Origin of the sequence: Desulfosporosinus fructosivorans (genome assembly GCF_004766045.1) — a bacterium.
In the GTDB taxonomy this organism is placed as follows: domain Bacteria; phylum Bacillota; class Desulfitobacteriia; order Desulfitobacteriales; family Desulfitobacteriaceae; genus Desulfosporosinus; species Desulfosporosinus fructosivorans.
Genome location: NZ_SPQQ01000006.1, coordinates 292,492 through 315,638, shown reverse-complemented (window position 1 = coordinate 315,638; position 23,147 = coordinate 292,492). Strand labels below are relative to the sequence as shown.

Annotated in this window: 18 protein-coding genes, 1 tRNA gene and 2 pseudogenes; 7 read left to right on the top strand and 14 right to left on the bottom strand. The window is 40.2% G+C overall.

The window, feature by feature from the left end; all coding sequences use genetic code 11:
• Window positions 1-178: 178 nt before the first annotated feature.
• On the bottom strand, window positions 179-622 hold the full coding sequence (locus E4K67_RS18145; RefSeq protein WP_135549216.1) for a GNAT family N-acetyltransferase: 444 nt from the start codon (window positions 620-622) through the stop codon (window positions 179-181).
• A 773-nt stretch (window positions 623-1,395) separates the two neighbouring features.
• On the opposite strand from E4K67_RS18145, the gene E4K67_RS18140 reads away from it, so the two are divergent.
• On the top strand, window positions 1,396-1,632 hold the full coding sequence (locus tag E4K67_RS18140) for a DUF4177 domain-containing protein (RefSeq protein ID WP_243454533.1): 237 nt from the start codon (window positions 1,396-1,398) through the stop codon (window positions 1,630-1,632).
• 60 nt (window positions 1,633-1,692) lie between these two features.
• Window positions 1,693-2,031 (top strand): TIGR04104 family putative zinc finger protein, encoded by a 339-nt coding sequence (locus tag E4K67_RS31585; protein WP_420841557.1) that lies wholly within the window; start codon window positions 1,693-1,695, stop codon window positions 2,029-2,031.
• Window positions 2,032-2,541: 510 nt separating this feature from the next.
• On the opposite strand, the gene E4K67_RS18130 is transcribed toward E4K67_RS31585, so the two are convergent.
• From E4K67_RS18130 to E4K67_RS18105, 4 genes are all read right to left on the bottom strand, one after another.
• On the bottom strand, window positions 2,542-2,970 hold the full coding sequence (locus tag E4K67_RS18130; protein ID WP_135549211.1) for a hypothetical protein: 429 nt from the start codon (window positions 2,968-2,970) through the stop codon (window positions 2,542-2,544).
• Entirely contained in the window at window positions 2,967-4,490 is a 1,524-nt protein-coding gene (locus E4K67_RS18125) for a Y-family DNA polymerase (protein WP_135549208.1), read from the bottom strand. The genes E4K67_RS18130 and E4K67_RS18125 overlap by 4 nt, the downstream gene beginning before the upstream one ends.
• 132 nt (window positions 4,491-4,622) lie before the next feature.
• On the bottom strand, window positions 4,623-4,982 hold the full coding sequence (locus E4K67_RS18120) for a hypothetical protein (protein WP_243454532.1): 360 nt from the start codon (window positions 4,980-4,982) through the stop codon (window positions 4,623-4,625).
• Window positions 4,983-7,339: 2,357 nt separating this feature from the next.
• Window positions 7,340-7,873, bottom strand: a complete 534-nt coding sequence (locus tag E4K67_RS18105; protein ID WP_135549206.1) for a TetR/AcrR family transcriptional regulator — start codon at window positions 7,871-7,873, stop codon at window positions 7,340-7,342.
• Between the two features lie 132 nt (window positions 7,874-8,005).
• On the opposite strand from E4K67_RS18105, the gene E4K67_RS18100 reads away from it, so the two are divergent.
• Entirely contained in the window at window positions 8,006-8,431 is a 426-nt protein-coding gene (locus E4K67_RS18100) for a flavodoxin family protein (protein WP_135549204.1), read from the top strand.
• 462 nt (window positions 8,432-8,893) lie between these two features.
• Here the strand turns inward: E4K67_RS18100 and E4K67_RS18095 are convergent, their stop codons facing one another.
• The gene (locus E4K67_RS18095) at window positions 8,894-9,628 is read right to left on the bottom strand and encodes a hypothetical protein (RefSeq protein ID WP_135549201.1); all 735 of its coding nucleotides are present in this window, start codon (window positions 9,626-9,628) and stop codon (window positions 8,894-8,896) included.
• A 380-nt stretch (window positions 9,629-10,008) separates the two neighbouring features.
• On the bottom strand, window positions 10,009-10,875 hold the full coding sequence (locus tag E4K67_RS18090) for a tyrosine-type recombinase/integrase (protein ID WP_158408518.1): 867 nt from the start codon (window positions 10,873-10,875) through the stop codon (window positions 10,009-10,011).
• Between the two features lie 370 nt (window positions 10,876-11,245).
• On the opposite strand from E4K67_RS18090, the gene E4K67_RS30180 reads away from it, so the two are divergent.
• Complete coding sequence (locus E4K67_RS30180) at window positions 11,246-12,826, top strand: hypothetical protein (protein WP_199242584.1); 1,581 nt, start codon at window positions 11,246-11,248, stop codon at window positions 12,824-12,826.
• A gap of 699 nt (window positions 12,827-13,525) precedes the next feature.
• Window positions 13,526-13,780, top strand: a pseudogene (gene tnpA, locus E4K67_RS18075) (IS66 family insertion sequence element accessory protein TnpA); the annotation flags it as partial.
• A 123-nt stretch (window positions 13,781-13,903) separates the two neighbouring features.
• On the opposite strand, the gene E4K67_RS18070 reads toward tnpA, so the two are convergent.
• The 3 genes from E4K67_RS18070 to E4K67_RS18060 are packed head-to-tail and all read right to left on the bottom strand — an operon-like array spanning window position 13,904 to window position 17,097.
• Window positions 13,904-14,929 carry a tyrosine-type recombinase/integrase gene (locus tag E4K67_RS18070; protein WP_243454531.1) on the bottom strand — a complete coding sequence of 342 codons (1,026 nt, stop codon included), beginning with the start codon at window positions 14,927-14,929 and terminating at the stop codon, window positions 13,904-13,906.
• Complete coding sequence (locus tag E4K67_RS18065; protein WP_158408517.1) at window positions 14,916-15,881, bottom strand: tyrosine-type recombinase/integrase; 966 nt, start codon at window positions 15,879-15,881, stop codon at window positions 14,916-14,918. The genes E4K67_RS18070 and E4K67_RS18065 overlap by 14 nt, the downstream gene beginning before the upstream one ends.
• Window positions 15,874-17,097, bottom strand: coding sequence for a tyrosine-type recombinase/integrase (locus E4K67_RS18060; RefSeq protein WP_135549191.1), 1,224 nt, complete (start codon window positions 17,095-17,097; stop codon window positions 15,874-15,876). The genes E4K67_RS18065 and E4K67_RS18060 overlap by 8 nt, the downstream gene beginning before the upstream one ends.
• A 150-nt stretch (window positions 17,098-17,247) precedes the next feature.
• Between E4K67_RS18060 and tnpB the strand changes: the two genes are divergently transcribed.
• The gene (gene tnpB / locus E4K67_RS31580; RefSeq protein ID WP_135549189.1) at window positions 17,248-17,550 is read left to right on the top strand and encodes an IS66 family insertion sequence element accessory protein TnpB; all 303 of its coding nucleotides are present in this window, start codon (window positions 17,248-17,250) and stop codon (window positions 17,548-17,550) included.
• Window positions 17,519-17,842: pseudogene (locus E4K67_RS18050) on the top strand (IS66 family transposase); the annotation flags it as partial. The gene tnpB and the pseudogene E4K67_RS18050, both read left to right, overlap by 32 nt.
• Before the next feature lie 205 nt (window positions 17,843-18,047).
• Here E4K67_RS18050 and E4K67_RS18045 read toward each other — a convergent pair.
• The 4 genes from E4K67_RS18045 to E4K67_RS18030 all read right to left on the bottom strand — a co-directional run bounded on the left by E4K67_RS18045 (window position 18,048) and on the right by E4K67_RS18030 (window position 23,132).
• Window positions 18,048-18,123 (bottom strand) — tRNA-Lys (locus tag E4K67_RS18045).
• 147 nt (window positions 18,124-18,270) lie between these two features.
• Window positions 18,271-19,674, bottom strand: coding sequence for a dipeptidase PepV (gene pepV, locus E4K67_RS18040; RefSeq protein WP_135549185.1), 1,404 nt, complete (start codon window positions 19,672-19,674; stop codon window positions 18,271-18,273).
• A gap of 171 nt (window positions 19,675-19,845) precedes the next feature.
• Window positions 19,846-21,813 carry a penicillin-binding protein gene (locus E4K67_RS18035; protein ID WP_135549381.1) on the bottom strand — a complete coding sequence of 656 codons (1,968 nt, stop codon included), beginning with the start codon at window positions 21,811-21,813 and terminating at the stop codon, window positions 19,846-19,848.
• 344 nt (window positions 21,814-22,157) lie between these two features.
• Window positions 22,158-23,132, bottom strand: coding sequence for a rhomboid family intramembrane serine protease (locus E4K67_RS18030; protein ID WP_135549183.1), 975 nt, complete (start codon window positions 23,130-23,132; stop codon window positions 22,158-22,160).
• Between the last annotated feature and the right edge of the window lie 15 nt (window positions 23,133-23,147).

Genomic DNA, 23,147 nt, shown 5'->3' with positions numbered 1-23,147 from the left:
TTTCTCTCCGTCTCAATTCTTTGTCATCGGGGGATTTCCCGTCGAGGACGTGTAGGTTCAACAACATATAGAAATAATAATTCTGCAGATACTGATGGGTTTTAAGAATAATTAGAATTTGACTTGCGACGCTATATCAGAATAATACGTACTAAATAGCATTGGCTTATCGAAGTCTTTAAAAATCTTTTCTTAGATAAAACATATCAATCAGTTGAATCCCATTCTCAAAAATAGGGTGGTCATAATTCTCAATGAAGAAATTCTTAACTCTATGACTGACTTTAAACCCGCAATGCAGGTAAAATGGAATTGTCAAAGGGCTGTCTCCAGTCCCAACAAACATCGTCCTGCATTTGTCCTTATAAAAGTCAAATATATACTTTATTAGACTACTTGCATAACCTTGTCTTTGGTATTTTTCATATGTCGCTAAATTCTTTAGCTCAAATATATAATCATCTTCTTTAGTTATCACACAAATGCTTTTCAAATCCTCATCATAAAGTACGAACATTTCCCCACGTTCCAAGTATTTATTAATCATGTTTTCTTGCTCATCCGCCAAAAGTAATAAATCCAAAAAGCTTCTCTTGTTCTCCTTAATTAATTTGACCTCCATAATAGCTCCTCTAACACCAATAATTTAATTTTAAATGCGTATTTTCCAAGTATTTAGCAGTTTCAACTTGCCCTACCTGAGATTCCGGAATGCGATTACTCCAACCATTTTATCACCTTCCAAGTGCGTTCTCCAGAAATAAGATGGTACAAATCTCTCATATAAACAGCAAAAAAGAGCCTATATCTGTACTGTGCTTTCCAAATTCTTTGGTTTCATTTTCATTTAGTGGTATATCAACTAAAACTCTCTCCAATAAAGATTATCCGAGCATCATCAAAAGTTCCGGCCTTAATGGCTTTGGTAAGCAAGTCATCGAGACACTAACCAAACCGGTGGAAACACCACCAACGCTTTAATTTAAAAAGGGCGACAAGGTGATTGTCAACGGTCAACTCTTTACAAATAGTAATGGCGGTGGAGCCAACAATTTTGCTTATGTATGAAATTGCTGCCACTGATTGTATATTTCAATGACTTTTCGAATTGTCCTCCACAATTGTCTAATAATGGAGAAAACAGGACCAGGCCATTTCTTCCCTCATTATAAGTAAGCAAGCACAAGTATCCAACCCGTAGGGATCGTTTACTTGTGCTTTTATATTACCAACTGGAAGTTCAAATGAAGATGGTCAAATATGTCCTTCTTTCCAGAACATAAAAAACGCTCTCGAAAGAAGGACATATTTTTTATGGTATTTATGGCAGGGATTTCAAGAAATTTGTTGAAATCTTGTTAAGAGTAACTGAACTCATTTCTTATGACGTGACTCATGAGTAGGATATTACGCACTGGTACCAAAACAATGTTATCAAAGGATGTGTTTGAAATTTATAAGTACATTTATGTAGAATCAAAGGCATCAGGCTATTTTTCAAGCGGAAAACATAGGGAATTAATTGATGAACATTGCAAAGAAGGCTGGAGATTTATTACTGCTATTCCAACGGTTTTTAACATTCTTGGTGTGATTAAACAATATGACTTAGTATTTGAAAAGGAAGTATAAATGCTCCCGTAGTACCTTGCGACGCGTTCGTAGGATTATACGTCTCAATCAGAGGAGGTAGTGTTAGTGCAAAAATGTCAGAAATGCTCTGAACCATTTACATGGAAAAGTATTATGAAATCTTGTTTTTTGGGCTACAAGTTAATCAAGTGCGGTAGTTGCAATAGTGAGCACTATGTAAGTCTTATAACTAGGATTGGCTATAGTACTTTTGCTGGAATTATTCCAATGATATTTGTATATGTACTCATATTTACAAAAGTAATCAATATTTTAAACATTTTTCGGGAGTATTTTATTGCCCTTTTACTTTGGATTACCTTACTTACATTGATAATGCCTTTTTTCGCAAGATATCACATTCGAGAAGCCAGAGAAAATAACAAAATTGAACGGTAAATATATAGTTGCTATATAACAATACTTATAAACTAATATTGACTTTATTCCCTTCGTTATCCAGGGGTATTGGTATGGAGAACGCTATTATACATCAATTAAGCGTAATTTAGCATGGTTACTTCAACATTGAATAACCCGATAAATTGAGTGTGTTTGCGAATGTTTTTGCCATCCTTTTCCCGATGTTTCTTATTAAACCAAGATATATTGTAGAAATGCCAACTTCCAATTATCCTACTGATGGTAGCCAGTTTAAGAATAATAAGAAATTCACCTTAATCGTTCATATACGCATTATTAGCCTAACCCGTATATGGATTAGAGGAAGTTCAGTAAATAGGAATGTAACAAATAATAAATAATCCACAGTCTAAGCTACGTGACAAATTGGAATTTGCTTTAATAATTCTTCCTCAAATTACTTAAAGCATTTTGATAATTCATACGGCGTGATCTATATCTTCTGTGTGCTTGTATTCACTATCTGTTCTAACCTTTACTATCGGTTCAACGCATTTCAATAAATTCGAATATTTGCCCATCTATGCTGATTATTTCATCAATGGGAATCGCTGTGCCATCGGTCATAACGACAACCCGTTCATATTTGTCTATCTTTTTAGCCGTACTGATAGCAGTAACATAGGTGCCGCAATTCTTCTTCGCATCCGGCTGAAAGTAGGTAATTGCAATTTCGGAATACTCTTTAATCCGATCTGCAATGATTTGCAGCCTATCACTCAAAGCGTCCTTCATATATTCGTCCAATTTTACTCTCTCGTCAGTCAGTCTTGCGGTTTCTTTGATGGCGGCATCATAGCCGGTCAGTGCGGCGAAAGGGGAAAACTGAGCTGCCCGGTCAATAGTAGTCATATGAGGGCGTGTCGTCGAGACATGGTGAGGTAGATTAATGATGTCGTCATATGTCCTCGTCATGACTTGTGCCCTCCAATCTGCCTGTTCCGATCTACAGTGGTAGCGCCTTCCTCCAGATTCATACCCTTTAGAATGGCGTTCTTGCCGTATTTCTTTTTTATTTCAAGCATTGCTTGCTGCATCTTTTTTTCTCGTGCAAGCTCAGCTTCTTCATCTTCTTTTTTCGCCTGCGCAGCCGCGTAATCCGTAAAGAGATCAAGTTGTTCAAAGTTGCTTGTCTTTTGAACGGTTGCCTCATCAACGACATGATTCGCTGTGATGTTGACTCTTCTAATCAGAAGATTTTTGTCAACGATGCGTTCAAACAGATCTGTGACGGCATCCATGATTAGCTTTGTAGAGGAGGTCTGTCTGCCAAGATTTACTGAACCATGCGCGGATTTCGGAACGGCGCGTCCGTAGTGGTCAGTGGTGATTGCCCCGTGATATGATTTCTTTATCTCTGGATTTGTTAGATTATCGATATCATATCCGACCGTCAAAACAAGCTGGTCGCTCACAAGCCTTTTATCTACCAGATCAAGTACCAGCAGATCAGTCATTTCCCGCACGATCAGCTTCGCTTTGTCAAAAGTATAGGCATAGTGCAGTACCTGCCCCGATCCAATACTGTTTGTGCTTGGCTTATACGCTTTAATATCGGCAATTGTGCATGGCTCCCACCCCCACGCATGGTCGATCAGCAGCTCAGCGTTGATGCCGAATAGCTTATACAGTAAATCCTCGTTGTAGTAATCGGTAGGTTTACCGAGAGAGCATCTTGCAATATCTCCCATCGTAAAGAGACCTTTTTCTTCCAGCTTGTTGGCATATCCTTTTCCAACGCGCCAAAAGTCTGTTAGAGGCCGATGCGACCACAGGGAGCGACGGAAGCTCATTTCGTCCAGCACGGCGATCCGTATACCGTTGTTATCAGCAGGTATGTGCTTTGCCTGAATATCCATAGCGATCTTGCTAAGATACAGGTTTGTGCCAATTCCCGCCGTTGCTGTAATGCCAGTTGTTTTGAGTACATCCAGAATCATTTTCGCGGCAAGCTCACGGGCTGAAAGATTGTAGGTGTTCAGATAATCGGTGGCGTCAAGGAATACCTCGTCAATGGAGTAGACATGAATATCTTCGGGCGCGATGTACTTCAAATAGATATTGTAAATCTGCGTGCTGTACTCTATATAATACGCCATCCTCGGTGGAGCAACAATGTAGTCCAACGAGAGACCCGGTGAGGATTTCAATTCAGTATCGTTGCAGGAAACGCCGGAAAAGGCTCGTCCTGGTGCTTTGCGCAGCCGTGCTGCATTTGCTTCCTTGACCTTCTGTACGACTTCAAACAGCCTCGCCCTACCGGGAATGCCGTATCCTTTGAGGGGGGGAGAGACGGCGAGGCAGATGGTTTTTTTTGTGCGGCTTGCATCAGCGACAACAAGGTTGGTGGTCAGCGGATCAAGCCCTCGTTCCACACATTCGACCGAAGCGTAGAAGGATTTCAAATCAATTGCGATATAGGTTCTGTTCTTCATGCTTATTCTCCGGTTGCCTACTTAAATACAAATTAGCTGCTCGACAAATTTCTGTTTATCTCTGCGTTATATAATTATAAGAAATTCACTTTAATCGTTCATATACCCATTATTAGCCTTATGATTCTCTTATTATAAAAAGGGATTTTCCGCATCGGCCACTTCTTGCAAAATCACAATCGGATCTGATATCAGGCCAAATTGCTCGTCATCCGGGTAAGTTACAGCTATTGTGGGTTTATTACCTGCATATGCAATCACACTAGCCATTGTATCCCATTTTGTACATAAAAAGAAATGTGCATATTCCCCTTGTTCAACTATCTTCAAATATGCCCCCATGTTTCCTTTTATTATCGTTGTATCTCTTATCCCTGTTTCATATTCATATTTTTCAAACGCATCCTTCATATGAATAGGTACAATACCATGCCATGTTCTTGATATCATCTTATTTTCATCGCCTTCTTTTGTGTTAATTAATGTTCTCATTATTAGCCATATGAGAAGTTAGCATATTCACTCAAGCAACGCATTCCTAAACAAAATGTGAAGTTGAATTGGATTAACAAATTTCAAGACTCGGAGTATTTTTCTGGCTCTGGCATTGTGAGCTACTGTCGTAGTTCGGTTACTCTCAAAATGGAATGCTCCGGCTGCAGCTGGGAGATTGGTATAGGTTATAGAGAGTTTAAATATCCTCCAGAAAGGCTGTGAGAGGATTGGGCATACTTCCCCCTTGAAGTTTGGGCTTCGATGATGCCCTTTTGACGGAGTTGAGATAAGGCTTCTTTTAGGGTTCTGTAGGCAACGCCTAGACGTTCTGACCAGGCTTTTTGAGTTTCAGTGACGGTTTTATGTTGCTGGAGATCGGCAATGATATCATCTTTGACGAATCATCCCCTCTTTCGCTCATTGAGTTAATGTGAGCGTAAATCAAACTATCACTTAATCGTTGAGAGAGACCTCTTTGTATTCATAAAATAGCCTTTTCGTGATTCATGCCAATCCCTCTCTAGCATCCATTGTATGGGAATAGTATACCACAAATTCCATTATTATCTTTCTTTAATTTCTTCCACTTTAAAAGCATGTGTGTTCCACCGACAACCTATTTTTACGCTCATCGAAAAGGAATACATCTCTTTTTCGCCAGGGAAGCCCGAATAACCTCCCCCACCACTCTCTAAGGTGACCAGCGCCAAACTTCTGATTCAGCCTTTTTCCTTGAGCAATGGGGTGGAGTCCAAAAATATAAAACGGGTCATCATTTAGAAGGCCGGCTATGGGGCAAAATCCGGGCCGTCTCTCGATTTGGCGATTTAATAAAGGCTATAAAATGAACCGGTGAAATCCGGTTTTTCTATTTAGCTAGTTGTCTTCAAAGTTATTATCTACACTTCCCATACAACATAAAAAAAGCACCGCAATCCCTTGCAGAGCCTACATTACATATGGAGCGGACGACGAGATTCGAACTCGCGATCCTCGGCTTGGGAATTCGATGTCGTTAGTCTTATCTAGTCCTAGGTATTAGTGTTTAAGCCTATCTAATTAATTATTCGTGTAATTAATTAACCTTCTTTCCCCTCTATTTTCACCTAATTACAAGCTCGTTGTCGTCAATTTGTCGTCAACTATAACAGGAATACAATTTAGAATGTCGTTACAAAATATGTTATTCTTCTGGTCTTGACCCCAATCCATATCTACCCATAAGCTCCGGAATAAAATACGGCCGCAACACTTATCCATAAGTAGGTCCAGGTTGATATACGGTCACTCCAGCAAATCCTCAGGCATGAGAGCGTTGCAACAACATAAGATTTATACACATATTGATGAGCATCAATTGCAGTCTGCTGTCAATTCAAACCCTCTTACCATGATGTTAACACTGTCATAAGGAATGGGTATAGGTATATGTAGAATACGAACCATAAAGACACAGTATAAGAATAGCACTAAACCGCTGGCGCGGTGGCGGGAGTAATAGTCCTATGGAACCGATGGTCGGAATCGAACCGACGACCTGCTCATTACGAGTGAGGAAAATTGTTTTATGCATAATTAGGTATTATTCAATAAATCCTTATTTAATGCGGTTTACAAGGTTTTTTATCTGGCTATTGTTGGGTGTATTTTGGGGACATCTTGTCCCCATTTGTAAAGCCTGTTCCCAAAATGTCCCCATTAATTTATGCTTCGTCGTTTGATAATAGAAAAACTATATTGGATTATATTTTTTTCTAAAACTCAGAGGGGTTTTCAGCTTGAACCAGGCGAGGACTTCAACGGGAGTTGAGTAGATTTTCATGGTTATTTAGCTTCAATCGCTAAGGGTATTGAAAGCCGCTTTTAGCTACGGTATGAAACTCGACATTATGCTCATGGCCGAAGTATGTTCGGGCATGAAAGAGATTGTCCGTGAGGGCAGATAACCCACAAAACAATGAAACACATCATATAGTTCACTAATGGAAATCTGTCCGTCGCAGTTAAACGCCTCGGCAATTTTCGCTTACCATATTATCTTGCTAATATTCCTTTTCGGGGAGATAGGCCAAAACATCCCCTTAGGTAAAAGGGAAGATGCCAAAAATGCTTAAGATAACAAATCTGATATTTTTACCTCAGGATGCTTGTACTGTCTTCTTGTAGATGTTTTGTCGGCAAATTCAATTGCTTTTGTTGAGCACCACTGAATGCAGGCCGTTTGGATACAAGCCAAATGAGTTCTTACTAAATTTTGGAATTTATATGTCCTATTTTTAGGTTCTAATAGTTCTACTACGTGGCCGCGATAGAATTGGCTCCGACGATCCTGCTGCAAGAGCAGTCTAACAGTTTTATATAACAGACGATATTCCCGAAGTAAATAGCATATCTATCAAGTTATATAATTCATCTGGGGGCAAATCTTTTTGCCTGCGCTGCCAAAGACGAAGCAGTGAAAATGCAGTTGAGACTTGAAACTCTAATAAATATGGTGTTACTGAATTATCTTTAGGGAAACAATATTTCTGTGCCTCAGAAAAAAATTCACCTTTCAACTTTTCTATAAAGCGGATATTACCGTAATCACCTAATAAAGCATTTAGGCATGCTCCTTTTTCCTCGAAAAGTAGGAGTATATCCCGTGTATCAGCTTGCTCTTTGTTTTTCATCTTCTCCCGGATATAATCCAATATATCGTTTTCCACGAAGCTAAGCAAATCGTAAACATCGGTAAAATACTGATAAAAGGTACTTCGGTTATATCCAGACTTGTTTGCAATTTCCTGTACTGTGATTTTCTCAATCGGTTTTTGGCAATAAAGTTCACAAAAAACGCCGATAAGTGATTGTCTTGTTTTTTTCGTTATTTCAGGCTGTTTTTTCATTTCTTGCCCCTTTCGCAAGCAAAATATCATTCGACAAACTAAATAAATCTGTTGGTTGATGAATTTGAAACAAAGTCGTATAATTCATTATACAACACGTTGTCTTATAGTCAAGATGTGAGGAGGATAAAAATGAAAATAGCCGTCAGGTATCAGTCCATAGGAGGCAATACGAAATCAGTAGCGGAAGCTATCGCCAATAAAGTAGGTATCAAAGCAGAGCCGATTACTGTACCGCTTAATGAGCCGGTTGACTTTTTGTTTATCGGCGGCGGCGTCTATGCGCATGGTTTAGACGATTCCCTAAAAAGTTTTTTGGGAAATTTAGATGCGGCAACAGTCAAAGTCGTGGCTGCTTTTTCCACTGCCGGAGCTATGGATGGAGCAATAAAAATAGCTTCTATCGTTAAGGAGAAAGGGATACCTGTGCATGGCGAAACCCTGCCTATGAAACTCGGTGTGCGCAATCATGGTTATTTTGTCCATAAAGGTTTTATCGAATTGACCGACAAACAGCTTGCCGCTGTTAATGACTTCGTAAAAAAGGTGATTGGATAACGGTTTTGCATAGCAACAAGAATTTCATATCGCCATAGGGTCACGGCAAATCAACCGTGGCCCTATTTTTTGCAAAAAATCCATAAAACAGCTTGACAATATTCATCTGAAACAGAACCTTTGTGACTGAAAGCAATATAATTTCCGCAAATCACGAAGCGCTACAGAAAGTAACACTGCGCTTTATCTATGGAACAAATATTCCAGGCACGAGGTGTAAAGCCGGGAATAAGTTGCATTTCTATTTCTATGGCTGCGAGAGGTGTATCCCTCATAAATCTTGTTATCATTTCATTCAGTCCTTTCTTTTTTCTGCTAATCACAAAAAATGAGGCTATATTTTTCAGTAACGAAAAACATAACCTCATGGTTGTTTGCCCGATGGCAGATTTATTAAATTATTTTGGGTTTATATGAAAACAGAGACATCAAGATTTTTCTATCTCAATGCCTCTGGATTTTCTATCCTTGTATTTCCGAAGCCAATTTTACAGCCTCTAAATGTGCCATACCTTTGCTATTCATCATCGCAATAACATCTATTATCTCAACCTTAGTTCCCAACAAAAATTCATAATCCAACATCATACTTTCAAACACTTTATTAGCTCCATTATTTAGTTCTTTATATGATTTATACATATCTGCTAAAAATTCTAATGTACAAGTTTCGTAATTTATAATTTGAATTGGATTATATTCAATCGGTAATAAATGCTTTTCTTCAACCATTTTTGCCTCGGCAGTTATTAACGATTCAGGCTCGTGATTCTGAAAATTTCTGGCTCTATTAAAACCAACCAAGATTTTAAGAATGTCATCTTCGATTTCTCTCATTTCAAAAGGCAAAGTTTTTTTCTTCTTTTTCTTTTGAATTAAATCTCTAAATTTATAATATGACATTGAACTGCCCTGTAGGTCACCAACAGTATTTAATAAGTGTGTTTCTATATGTCCTTGCAAAGCCAAAAAATCACTATAATCTTCGTACGGCACATCTATTACTTCTGCTCTCTTTAAAATATTTTTCCGCTGTACATCTTCGATATAAACTTTCAGTTTATTTAAATATCTATCTTGTCGCTTCAAAATTTTATAACATCTGCAAATGAGCTGATATAGATAATAGATGAAGTCCTCTTTATTATTTAATTGAAATGTCTTAAGCTTTCTTTTTTCTTCTTTAGGTATTTCCATTTAATCACCTCTATTAGCATCTGTTATTATCAAAAATCCCCTATGTCATCTATATTTTTGCCTAAAAATCAAGGCAAAAATTGGGCGTTTTTAAGCCTAATTTCTGCCCATTTTTCGCTCTGAAACCACAACATCTTGTGGTGATATAGTCTTATTTCTCCTTGTAACCACAATGCGTAATCAGAATTATACACTCAACGTGTATCGTCCAAGGAAACATATTAACACCTTGTATTAAATCAATCAAAGCATAAGGTGATTCGCTGTTCCTTGTAATCCTTCTTTTGCATGCTTACATACTGCAGGATCATATTAGCTGAAATGTGACAGCTGAGGGCTTGTACGATAGACAGTTCTGGATGGTTGTCCCCTATTCAGCATTAATTTAGAGACAACTTCTCCACTGCATTTGCCTTATCCTGCTCAGATGGCTGAGTGTATATTCTTGTCGTATTCAAACTCTTGTGCCCCAGGATTTCCGCGACCATCTCCAGCCCTTCGCCAGTTTTTAAGAGGTTTCGAGCGAACGTATGCCTAAGGGCATGGGGATGTAGATCGGGCAGTTTCGCCAGATAAGCGTACTGATCGATAACCTGCCTAATTCCACTAGCTGTTAAGCGACCTGTTCCCTTCCCCCGCTGACTTAAAAACAACGGTCCTTTTGTTCTACCGGTCAAATAATCGCGCAGGACTTTTCGTGTATCGCTGTTGAGAGGCACAGTACGGAATTTACCCCCTTTCCCCAGCCGTACCTTGAGGCTGCCGGAGCGATCCCCAATAATGAGATCATCAATATCCAAAGCGGCCACTTCGCTAATACGAAGGCCAGTGTTTAGCATGAGCGTAATCAGAGCAATATCCCGAGGAATGCTTTCGCGTTCCAGAGCACGAGTAAGTGAGCGTTGGTCCAACCGCTCCAGCCCTTGAGGTGCAGAACGTACCTCTTCCACATATGAAGGCATTGGTACATTCTGACCGTTAAAGTCCAGCCAGTTTGCAATCGCAACGAAGGAAAGATTGACTGTCGATGGAGTGCGCTTAAGGTTGATTAATAAGTAGGATTTGTATTCACGCAGGTCTGTAGGAGTGACACGCTCATGCGTAAGTGTTTCTCCATTCGTCGATTCAAACCACTCAGCAAAACGCAGCACTCTCTGCCGATAGGCTCGAAGGGTGTTTTCACTTTTGTTAGCATGGCGAAGATGTTCTAACCATACGTTTAGATCTGGGACGTTGGTAGCTGGCAAAGACATCACCTCTTCTTCTTTTTGGCTAGCCCTGAGATTTCCTCTGTGTTTTTGGTCCTAAAATCTTATCTCCTGAGTTTTTTGGTACTTAACGACTATATCGGCTGGAACATAGTGTCTGAAACCCGCAGATCATAAGGTTCTTCTAAAACCAGTCTATCACAGTTACATAAGAATATACGAGATAATGTATATTATCTCGTATATTCTTATTGTGCCCAAAGTAATTTCGGAATTTTACCTAATATCTTCGCTATTCCAAAAAAAATATAATCTAATTATATTTTTTTAACTTCTTTATACATATAAATTATTTTTAGTGGAAACTTAATCGTAACTACCTAAAATACTTATTCAGGAGGAGATAAGCTTGTCTGATCGGTTGCGTCCTGGTGAAAAACTGCACCTAGGTGAAAAGCTCATCTCTGAAAATAACACCTTTGCTCTTGTTATGCAGGATGACGGCAATTTAGTATTGTATGCCCAAGGGAAGACTCAGGCACTTTGGGCAAGCCGAACTAACGGACATAAGATTGATGAAGCAGTTCTTCAAAGTGATGGGAATTTTGTCATCTATGCTGCTGGTCAAGCCTTGTGGGCCTCTCTTACTCACGGAAACCAAGTTGCTTATCTCGTTGTTCAAAATGACGGCAATTTAGTTATTTACCATCAAAATGGAACTGCGCTTTGGGCCACTAATACTGTCATACATTCTGATCGCTTGCGTCCTGGTGAAAAACTGCACCCAGGTGAAAAGCTCGTCTCTGAAAATAACACCTTTACTCTTGTTATGCAGGATGACGGCAATTTAGTATTGTATGCCCAAGGGAAGACTCAGGCACTTTGGGCAAGCCGAACTAACGGGCATAAGATTGATGAAGCAGTTCTTCAAAGTGATGGGAATTTTGTCATCTATGCTGCTGGTCAAGCCTTATGGGCCTCTCTTACTCACGGAAACCAAGTTGCTTATCTCGTTGTTCAAAATGACGGCAATTTAGTTATTTACCATCAAAATGGAACTGCGCTTTGGGCCACTAATACTGTCATACAGCATCCAGGAGCTCTTATTGCATATTCAGTAGGTTTACGCGAAGAGGGAGGAGCGTCTGAATCATCCGGCCCTTCCATCCCCACGGCTGATTTTGACCACACCTTTGTACAAAGTATTGATGGCCATAAGTGGGGATGTTGGGGAAGAGACGACGATATTATGAAAAAAGAAATTGCAAACGGTGGTGGACGTCATAGAATTAAAATGGCAAAATGTCTCGCTGAGCCGAATGGAACTGCGGGGATAATTTGGTCTAAGACCGGTACCTGTCATCAATGTGCTAACCGTATTCTTTTTCCAACACGATTAACTGTTTCAAAAGCACGCGGGTATGCAGGAAGTGTGTTTCTTTACGGAGTATACGGTAGGGATTATCCAGTATTTATGGCTAACGTAGCGAGGTGTGAACTTTCCGTTAACGGAGTTCCAAATCCGCTCCCAATTGATTTACCTGACCTCCCCTCACTCGATGATATAAATCCATTAATGGATGAAGTGGAATCATTTACTACACCATTGAATGAAGAAGAGAAAAGGTACAATCAACAGTTATTCAACCTTTATACCCATGAAAGAGACTTAAAAAAAGCTCTGGCAGGTGACCTGGAATTACTTATGCAACTTCGTTTGGATAACCGCATCAATTTGCTACAGATGAATAATTTAAAAAACTTGCAGGTAGATTTACAAAAAGATCATTTGAAACTTGTTTCAGTAATGGATGAAAGCAAGATTACCCATAAATTATTTGTACCCCAAATGAATGAATTACTGGAACGTGCAATGCGACATATTGAAAAAATAATTGGAGAAAATAATTTTTTGCTAGCGTTTGATTCACCACCTGATAAAGCATCTAGGATATTTACAATTCCTAACCTTTCTGATACGGGTGTTTGACAGTAAGAATATCTTTAGTGTTCAAATTCAAATACAATAACGGACTCCGTGCGGATTTCAAACTTTACATTTGGCCCAATGGGCCATTTCTTCCTCAATATGTTTTTGAACCGCTTTATCGCGTTTCGCTTCCTCTTCATTAAGACAGACCATATAGCAATTTTCATTCAGTATAACTGTCAAACGTTAGTCTATCGAAATCGCAGACAAAAGCCAGGACGTGTCTTACATAGCGAGGTTGACGGCGACGAGCGTTGTCTTTATGAAAAACCTTTATAATTTTTTCCACATTTGAAAATTTTCATATGAAATTTGTGCCAACGATTAAATTATTTATGAGTTCGTATGGCCTTTCAGCGATAAAAGCACGTTTAATTTCATTTGTATTTATGATATTTATCTTATTGGCTGAGTAAACCAGACGTTACCGGCACAACAACAAAATCCGTACCCCACACTTGTATCTGAACGGATGTAGCGCTATGGATATCCCATTTTCGCCGTTTTCCAGCAGTTCTTCTAGGCCATACCAAAAAGAGTAGTAGAACGCTTGATATTTACAGACATTACCTCCGAAAGGTAAAGTAAGAGCAGTTACCCCGCTTGGTAATATTATTCTAAAATCAGTCAGATAAAGCGCTGAGGATTCCCTCGGCGCTTCTCTTTTCGTCTTAAAACTCTGGTTGTCGTGAATGCAGGGCCAGTGGAATGACCGCAAAGGTGTGGTGCGAAGCAAAGGGTATTCAATATAGTCGGTATGTTACCTGGGCTACTAAGCTCAACCGGGAACGCCAACATGAACCGCAGCAGTGGGCTAATGTAACGATGGTAAACGAGGAACGTTCCGCGAGCGAAGTCAGGCTTAAGTGCGGTAAATGGGTAATTTGTGTTGAAACCGGGTTTAGTCCTTCATTGCTTGCAGACGTACTTAAAATCGTGGATACCGTATGCTAAAGGATATCATGAACTATGACGGCATTTATCTGGCTTATACCGAAAAAATAACTATACCGAAATTATGTTGAAAGTACCATTCTATTGGTTTCTTAGCAAAAATTTCGGTATAGCATTCGATGATTACAGGCAATAGAGTTTTTGCATCACCTTTTTATCTTTCCACTTTTTATCTGTCTGGCTCTCATTAGCCTTTTCCAATGACTTTGCTAAGGTATCAAGTGTTGCAAATGCATAGAATCCAGAGGTGGTTGAAATATTCTCATGTCCTAACAGCTGTTGTATATGTGTCAATGGAATCCCCTGTTGATACAAATCCATGGCTCTCGTTTTTCGAATCATATGGCAATAGACATTTGATGGCATCTTCGTTCCATTTGATATACATTTTACTGCATAGCGTTTTAACATTTTCTCTACCGTATCCATCGAAAGATGATGTTTCTCACCATGTGTTGTTGCATAAAAAAGCGGTGCATCTGGCTTCGTATCTTCATGAAATTCATGGAGATAACACTTTAAATGCTTTTTTGTCTTCGGCATCAATGGAAGGTTCCTGTACTTACGTCCTTTTCCGCAGATAGTGACATAGGATGGTTCTATATTCATGTGAATATCCCGGATTGTCACATCCAGCATCTCAGATACCCTTGTCGCCGTATCATACAGAAAAATCAGGATCATCTGATTTCTGCGCTCCGATTTTTTCCGCGTATCAGGTGCTGACATCAACGCAGTCATTTCTGTTCTTTCAAAATACTCAATAGGCTTTCTAGGTGTCTTAACTGCTTTAACACTACATACTTCCAGATAATATGCTGTTAGTTCAAAGCTCTCTTGTGAGGCATATTCCATCAGGGAATGCACAGCAGTCAACCTCAAATTACATGTTTTTGGTGCAAGCAGCTGGTCATTCAGCATCCAATTCATGTATTCCTTTACATTTCTACGGTTAAATTCCTTAAAAGTGATGTCCTTACGGTTGTATTGTTTTTGTTTTTCCAGGTAGCCAATATAATGGTTCAATGCAGTTCTGTATGCTGAAATAGTATTGCCGCTGGCTTTCCGTATATCAGTTAAATAATGTCTGACATAATCCATCGCGGTGTTCCAGAAAAACTGGCTACTGTCGATATCATTCTTCTTCATGAGGCACCTCCGGCAGTATGTCTTCCAGGGATTCTGACAGTTTTGTGAATACAGGGAAAAATTCCGGGACGAAGCGGAAGTAATACAGGGTGCAGCTAAGATGCTGATGACCCATGTACCGTACAAGATATGGAAGCATGGCATTCATATCCGTCCCTTCTTTTGCCCAGCGGTTTAAATTTGCCCAGACGAAATGATGGCGAAAGTCATATGCCCTTGGTCGTGATATCCCACAGTCCCAATCAGGGAATGCCTGTCTCCAATGACGTTTGAAATTTTCGGAGATGAATCCTGCAGTATAATAATCGGTCTGGGATCTTGGGAAAAAATATGTCCTGCCAGGAAATACGTTTTCTATCTTCTGGTTATACCCTTCTAGGTAATCTGACAGTTCCCAACTGATGAAGAGTCTTCTACTTTTAGCTCCCTTTGACTGCAGGATGTCAATGTAGTTCTCGGAAAGATGTACATCACTGCATAATAACTTACGTACTTCCTTGCACCTGAGTCCACAACAATATAAAATCCTGAACAATGCAGGAAGAACGCATTCGCGGCCTTTAAATGATCGATTAGTTTTGACAGAATCACAGGCGATTAAAAAGAGGAATATCTCATCCTCTGTGAAAAAATAAGGCGGTTCTGGGCATAGCTTTGGCATTCGCTTCGGAGGAATCACATATACATTTTCATATCCTTGATTGAGTAAGTACCTACTGAATTCTCTCAAGACCGCTGTTAATCCATATAGAGCACCTGGATAATCTTTTTTTGTATCCAGATACGTACGGATAACATCTTTATTCGGAATCTTTACATTCGGATAATTTAGCAGGATATATTTTACAAATCCGTTCATATATATTTCTGATGTGATATATTGGTAGCCGATACCACGTTTGTATGCAAGAAAGTCTTCTGCTAAAATATCAATCGATTTACAATTATTCATAAGCACCTCTTGGAAGAGGAAGGGTACATTCGGAAAGTCTTTCTCCATCTGTTGAAATATAAGCCAGGGTACTGTTGGGATCTGAATGTCCAAGAACTTCTGCTATTACAGGAAGTGGAATTCCCTTGCGTACCATACGGGAAGCTGCATTGTGACGCATCATGCGCGTCCCATTAATTCGGCCGTTCTTTTCAATGCCTGCATTCCTGACTGCCTTCTTGAGAATGCTGAAAATACAGGTATGCGAATTTATTTTGTCAAATGGAGCTTTTCGATGAAGAAAAATATACTTTGAAGAAGAATCCGGACGTTCATCCAGCAGATAATCAGCCATTGCATTGCCGTAGGAAGACCTGAGAGGAATGTTTATGGCATGGCTGGTTTTTTCCTGTACCAAATACATGACTTCATTCTTCCAATCAACATCGTCAAGTTTAAGATTGCTGATATCTATCGCCCTTAGTCCGGTCTCTATTGACAGTAGGCAAATTGCTTTATCCCTTTTGGAAATATCGGCCTTGCCTAGGTGATTTATAAGCTGTTCATGCTCCTTATCACTATAAACTTCAATGATATCTTTCTTCCGTGGCATATAGGAAGGAAGCTCTCTTATGAATGCACTACTTGTTTTGGACATGGTTAAGAGCTTCTTCATTCCTGAAATATATGATCCCAGACATTTGGGATTCCAATGTTCCTTGCACATAGCTAACATAAAATCTGTCACATCACCAGGACGTAAATCCTCAATGGATTTATAACCTTTTGTTTCAATATAATTCAGGAAATAGGCAACAGTCCTGCTGTAAGTACAGATAGTGCTTGGTTTCATCCCTTCCTCTTTTAAGAACATAATGTAATCGGCATAAATGGTATCAAAGAGAGGAACACCGAAGGAATGCCTGCTTTCATTAGATGAACATTGGGACCAATCGACAAGACCTGTATAAACCAGAATCTCCAATATATGCACACATCGTTTATGAAAATAGAATCTATGATGGCTAAACTCGTCAGTGCCAACATAATTGCAATCTTCAATAAATGCCTGTCCCATTTGGTTGTTGTAAAACATTTCTTGTCTGGCATTAGCTAGTTTCTGTAGCCGTCTGTATACATCTCTGTATTGACGGCGGGTTTCCTCACTGAATTGCGCATTTTCCATTTCATCTAAAATCATCGCAATTAGTTCATTCAATGGCTTCTTGGATTTCATTTTGAGTACCTCCTAATCAATAATGATAAGGTTAGGTTCTCAAAAATCATCCAAAAATATAAGAAAACTATACCGAAATTTTTATTATGAAAGCTGGAATATAAAAGTTGCTACCAAAATTTCGGTATAGTAATTTTTTCGGTATAAGCGATGCTATACCGATTTCGGTATAGCATCGCTTGTGGAGTGACAGACCTACGGCGAGCTGTTGACGGCCTGGCCATCATCGTCAAACAGGAATTCAACATGGATCCGTTTGGAAACTATCTTTTCCTGTTCTTTAATCGGGCCCGCAATCGTCTAAAAGGCCTTAGCTGGGATAGAAACGGTTTTGTACTCTACTACAAAAGATTAGACGGGGCGGGAGCCCGATTTAAATGGCCAAGAGATCCCACTGATGTAAGAAACATAACGGTTAGACAACCAAAAAACTTCGTTATACGCTTTTCTTGAAGATGGTCGTATTGAGTTGTCTAACAACCGGGCTGAGAACGCGATCCGACCATTTGTCGTAGGAAGGCGAGGTTGGCTATTCTCTGATACGACCAAAGGTGCCAAAGCCAGCGCTGTCATTTACAGCATTGTGGAGACGGCGAAGGCGAATAAACTTAATGTTTACATGTATCTGGTTCATATCCTCAGCAAGATTCCGGGCGCAGACATTAAGTCCGATCCATCGCTAATTAATGACTTTATGCCCTGGTCGGAAAAGCTTCCGAACTACTGCCTCAACACAAGACAATAATTTTATAACGCAAACGCCGGTATGAGTTGAAGTCGTACCGGCGTTTGATTTTCTATGCACCCGTATATTAAGTGCTTACCTTTATTTAAGTCCTTTTAGGGATCCTTTTGCTACTCTTGTCCCCAAAATATCCCCAAAAGCAACTTTTATGCAACCACTGTATAAAACAAAAACCCGCAATCGCTTGCGGGAGTAATGTTAATATTGGTGCGCCACCCAGGGATCGAACCAGGGACCTGCCGATTAAGAGTCGGATGCTCTACCAGCTGAGCTAGTGGCGCACATAAGTGAACAATAGAAAGTATACTTCTATATTGCGAAATAGTCAAGTAGTCTTATAACTCTAATCTTATGTTTAAATATTCAAAAACTAATATAGATTTGCCTTATTATAGACACGACATCTGCTTGTGCTTTGTTTCTAGGTTCTATCTGTTCTCAGGGTCAGCTGCTAAGTTAAGAATCGCTTGGGCATACACTTTGGTCGTTATGAGAAGGTTTTCGATGGAGATGTATTCATCGGGACAATGTATACCATCAGGTTCACCTGGGAAAACAGGTCCAAAGGCGACTCCTTGAGGGAGTGCTTTAGCATACGTTCCCCCTCCAATGGCAAAAGCAAAGGGTTCGAGCCCAGTAACATCAGCATAAGCTTTGAGCAAAGATTGAACTAAAGCACTGTCTTTTGGTACGTGATGCGCATCCTGCTGAGATATAATTTTAAGGGAGAAGTTTTCACTCTGGGCTATTTTTTCAATCGGTAGAAAAATATCATCCCGTTTGAATGTTACTGGGTAACGGATATCAATGACAAAGCGAACATTGTCGGCAGTTAATTCTAAAATACCTAGATTGAGCGAAAGCTTACCAGAGGGTTCATCACTTAAAGCGATTCCAAAACCTTCTCCATAGAAGCCATTACCTGGGTGCGTCAAAATGAAATTTAGCATGTGAAGTTCTTCTGAGCTCAGAGGTAATGTCTGCAGGAACTGTAAGGCATAAAGCACCGCATTCTTACCATTTTGCGGGAGACTCCCATGCGCTCCAACCCCTCTAAAGATAAGTTTCATTTCGTTTTCTATTGCTACACTACCAAGCTCAGCGCTAACGCCTTCTGGAAAAGAGAAGTCCTTCAATTTATTGGTAATTATTCCGCCTGCAATCCCCTTGACGCTAACTTCGCAAACATCCGGAACGACGTTTGCTCGTTCTCCACCCTGAACACGGACAAGATGAGGGAAAGATTTCGCCTGAGATTTGCTCAATTCCAGATGAAGAATCCCCTTTTCTGCATGGATCACGGGAAACTCGGCGTCTGGAGCAAATCCGATCTTAGGTACTTCTTCTTTCTTAAGATAATAATCCATATCTGCCCAACCAGACTCTTCATCTGTACCTAAGATCAGGCGAACTCTCATGTTTAAAGGAATATTGGCATCCTTTATCGCTTTCATGGCGAATAGCGCTGTTAAAGACGGTCCTTTGTCATCTAAGGCACCCCGCCCATAAATTTTGCCATCTTTAATCGCTCCACTATAGGGAGGAACTGACCAGCCATCCCCTTCTGGTACGACATCGATATGGCCTAATATGCCTAAAAGGTCCCCCGTGCCCATTTCTATATGGCCCGCGTATCCTTCAACGTTTTTAACGGTAAAGCCAAACTGTTCACCTAAGCCCAAGGTCCACTCTAAGGCCTCTTTAATTCCAGGACCAAAAGGGGCACCAGGCGCGCCATGTTCATCATCCTTGACACTCTTAATTTGGATACAAGCTTGGATAGCCGCAATTAAGTCTTCTTTCATTGAATCAATCTGTTGGTCTAAACGCATATTTCATTCCTCCGATTATTTGCTCCATTCGTGAGACTCTCACTTCTACAGGTGAGAGTTTCACAAGTGTTCAACTTTAGTTTGATAGTTTTAGCGAGCTAACTCGCTGTCTACTCTATCATACCCCGATACTGTCACTATTTCCAAATGCCTTTTTCTTCCCTCTGATTTCTATGGACTTACGGGGCTTACGGCGTCTAGAGCAGAAAACTCAACTTCTATAGTTGTACCTTTGACCACAGCTTTACCAGCTTGGGGTGATTGTTGCTTGACTAAACCACTCCCGCTAAAATTAAAATGCAGTTCTGACTTTGTCAATACATCTCCAACTTCGCGCATGGTCATTCCTGTGAGATCAGGAACAATAACTTCCCCGCCTAAAGGTGTACGTTCAGGAATCACTGGTTTAGGGGAAGGCCTAACTGCAGAATCACTGGGAGAAATGGTTACAGTGCTTTCAGTATTTTTGGCAACAGGAAATCCGAAATATTGTAAAGCTCCTTCAATAATAGCTTTAGCAGGAGGTCCTCCTAGGGTTCCACCTTGATGACTTTCACCTTCTTTAGGTGTATCAATAATAACTAGCACGGCAATTTTAGGGTCTTCAGCAGGGGCGTATGCCACGAATGAGGCAATGAAGTCCGTCTGGGAATATGCTCCGGTCTTGGGGTCGACCTTCTGAGCCGTTCCCGTTTTACCGGCAACATTAACACCAGGGATTTTGCACAGTTGCCCTGTTCCATCGTCAACAACTTGTCTCAGAATTTCCGTCATTTGCGTAGCAGTCGCTTTAGTAATTACTTGGCGTACGGGAGTCGGTTTTTGTTGTTGAACAAGTTGACCATCAGGTGTTGTTATTTTATCGACAATATAAGGTCGATAAAGCGTCCCTCCGTTGGCAACTGCAGAGATGGCAGATAATAATTGGATTGGAGTAACCGAATTAGCTTGGCCAAAGGACATCGTAGCCAAATCTAATTCTCGGATTTTGTCTTGCTGAAGGAGCAAGCCACTTTGTTCTCCGGAAATATCCACCCCTGTTTTCGATCCGAATCCGAACGCTCTTAGGTATGTAAAAAAGTCATCTGAACCTAATTTAATTCCGACCTGTGCCAGAACAACATTCGAGGACAACTGCATCCCTTTCGTAAACGTGGGGCTACCATGTGGCATTTGATCAGAGTCCCAGTTGGTAATTATTCGAGGATAAATCTTTAAGAACCCAGGATCTTCAAACGTATCATTCGGGGTGATTTTCCCTTCTTCCAGTGCGGCTGAACCAGTAATAATTTTAAACGTTGAGCCAGGTTCATATGACATACCAATAGCTAGATTGCGACGGGCATCGGGTGTCGATTTATCATACTCGGTGGGATCAAATGTGGGGCGGGAGCCCATGCCCAAGATCCGTCCGGTCATTGGATCCATCGCTAAAATCGTAACACTATTAGCTTTGGTGGCTGCTTGAATTTGGTCAAGTTGTTGTTCCACAAAGTATTGTATCGTTGAATCTAGAGTTAAAGATATATTGTTTCCAGGTCTTGTAGGATCGCTTTGATGTAAAGCATCGAGGATAGAACGCGCTCTTGTATCTTGTTCCTGTGATTTAAAGCCAGGCATACCAAAAAGCTCTTTATCATAAAAGGATTCTACACCTTCTACTCCATGACCTGCTAAATTTACTATCCCAAGTGCCGAGGCAGCAAAACTTCCCATAGGATAGACCCTTTTTTCCTCATCACTTAGACCGACTCCAGGGATTTTGAGTGCCATGATTTCATCTGCTTTTTGTATGGTTACTTGATGAGCTAAACTCACCCAAAGTAAATCTTTTTTATTGAGTTTATCGAGTATGTCCTGTGGTTTTAGGTCTAAGATCGTTCCAAGCGCTTTGGCAACGTCTTCTTTTGTTTCTTTGAACTCATTATCCGCGATTAATTCGCTCAAAGTTTTGGGATCCGCATAAATTTGTTTAACTGGAATGCTCTGAGCTAGGACATTGCCTTGGGCGTCAAAGATCGCGCCTCTTTCTGGTCGAAGAGTTGTATCACTGGTTCGACGTTCAATCCCTTTTGCCTTGAGATCGGCAGCTTGAACAACTTGTAGAGTCACTAGCCTAGCTAACACGAGGGTGACCATCAAAAGCAAAACAACATGGACCCACTTATCACGCGAAAAATATCTAACTGTATGTTTGCTTCTCTTTTTCAAAGTGTCACCTCTCTCTCCTTGTTACATTATAACATTTAACGGCGGTCTTCCAAATCATAATTACGAAGATCAAGTAAACTGGTTCAATTTTAGTAGATAAAACCTGATTTCGCTAGTAAATAATAAGCCAAATAGAGCTCACGCTTTCTTAACTAACGATGGCTTGTTACAGCCACCTTGCTAAGAAATCGCAAGCTCCTGAGTGTATTTTGTCCTAAGGGAAGGATAAATTATGCTGGCAAAAAGAGGTATGATTTCCTTTTGTACTTACTTTACTTGTTCTTTCTTTTTTGTGATAAAAAACACGTAAGCGTACCGGTAATAAGTCCTCCTAAATGCGCAAAGTTATCAATGCCTGGTTGAACGAAGCCAAATCCTAGATTAATCAGAATTACTACAACCAGATTCATTCCCAAACCAGACTTCCACAGGGCAGGACGTTTATAACTATAATACAGTAAGGCGCCTAATAGTCCAAAGATCGCCCCAGAAGCCCCTGCTGAAAGAACAGGGGAAAAGAAAAAGCTGGCAATGGAGCCGCCTAGGCCACTTAAGATATAGATCATAAAAAACCGTCGATGCCCAAAACTTTCTTCCGATAAAGGACCCAATGCCCACAATGCGTATAGGTTAAAGGCTAGGTGGATGATCCCGATATGAATAAATGTACTTGAGAAAAATCTCCAGATTTCACCAGCCTCAATCAAGCTGTTAACTTTGGCTCCAAAGTCGATAAGAACACGTTGATCGATCGATCCTTCAGTAGGATTGGGGAATAGATGAAATCCAGAAAAAACCATCATGAGAAAATAGATAATGTTTATGCCTATTATTGCATACGTTAAAAACGGTTTAGACGATAGTTCTATTCTAGAGTTCTTCTCGAGAAGAACTGGCTTTCCACTGGCAAGTTGTTTTAACCACTGAGGAATCAATTGATCATTGGTTGGAGGAAACGGAAATAGGTTACCTAGTCGCATATCCCAATACCATAGTTGGATACCCGGAAAATGCCGTTCTTTTAAGTACGAAGAATCAATTCCATCGGGACAAAAAACAATAACATCCCACTTAGGAATATTAGTATTGTAACTAATCCACTGCCTAAAGTCATTGGGGAGTTCACTGAAATCCCCCAACATTAGTCCACGGTTCAGGGATTCGTGCGTTGCACTGACCCAGCTTCCTTCTAAAGTCACCAGAGACCAGCCAGACTGTCTGAGGCTATTAATAATCTGTTCGTACATATTATCACCTCTGTT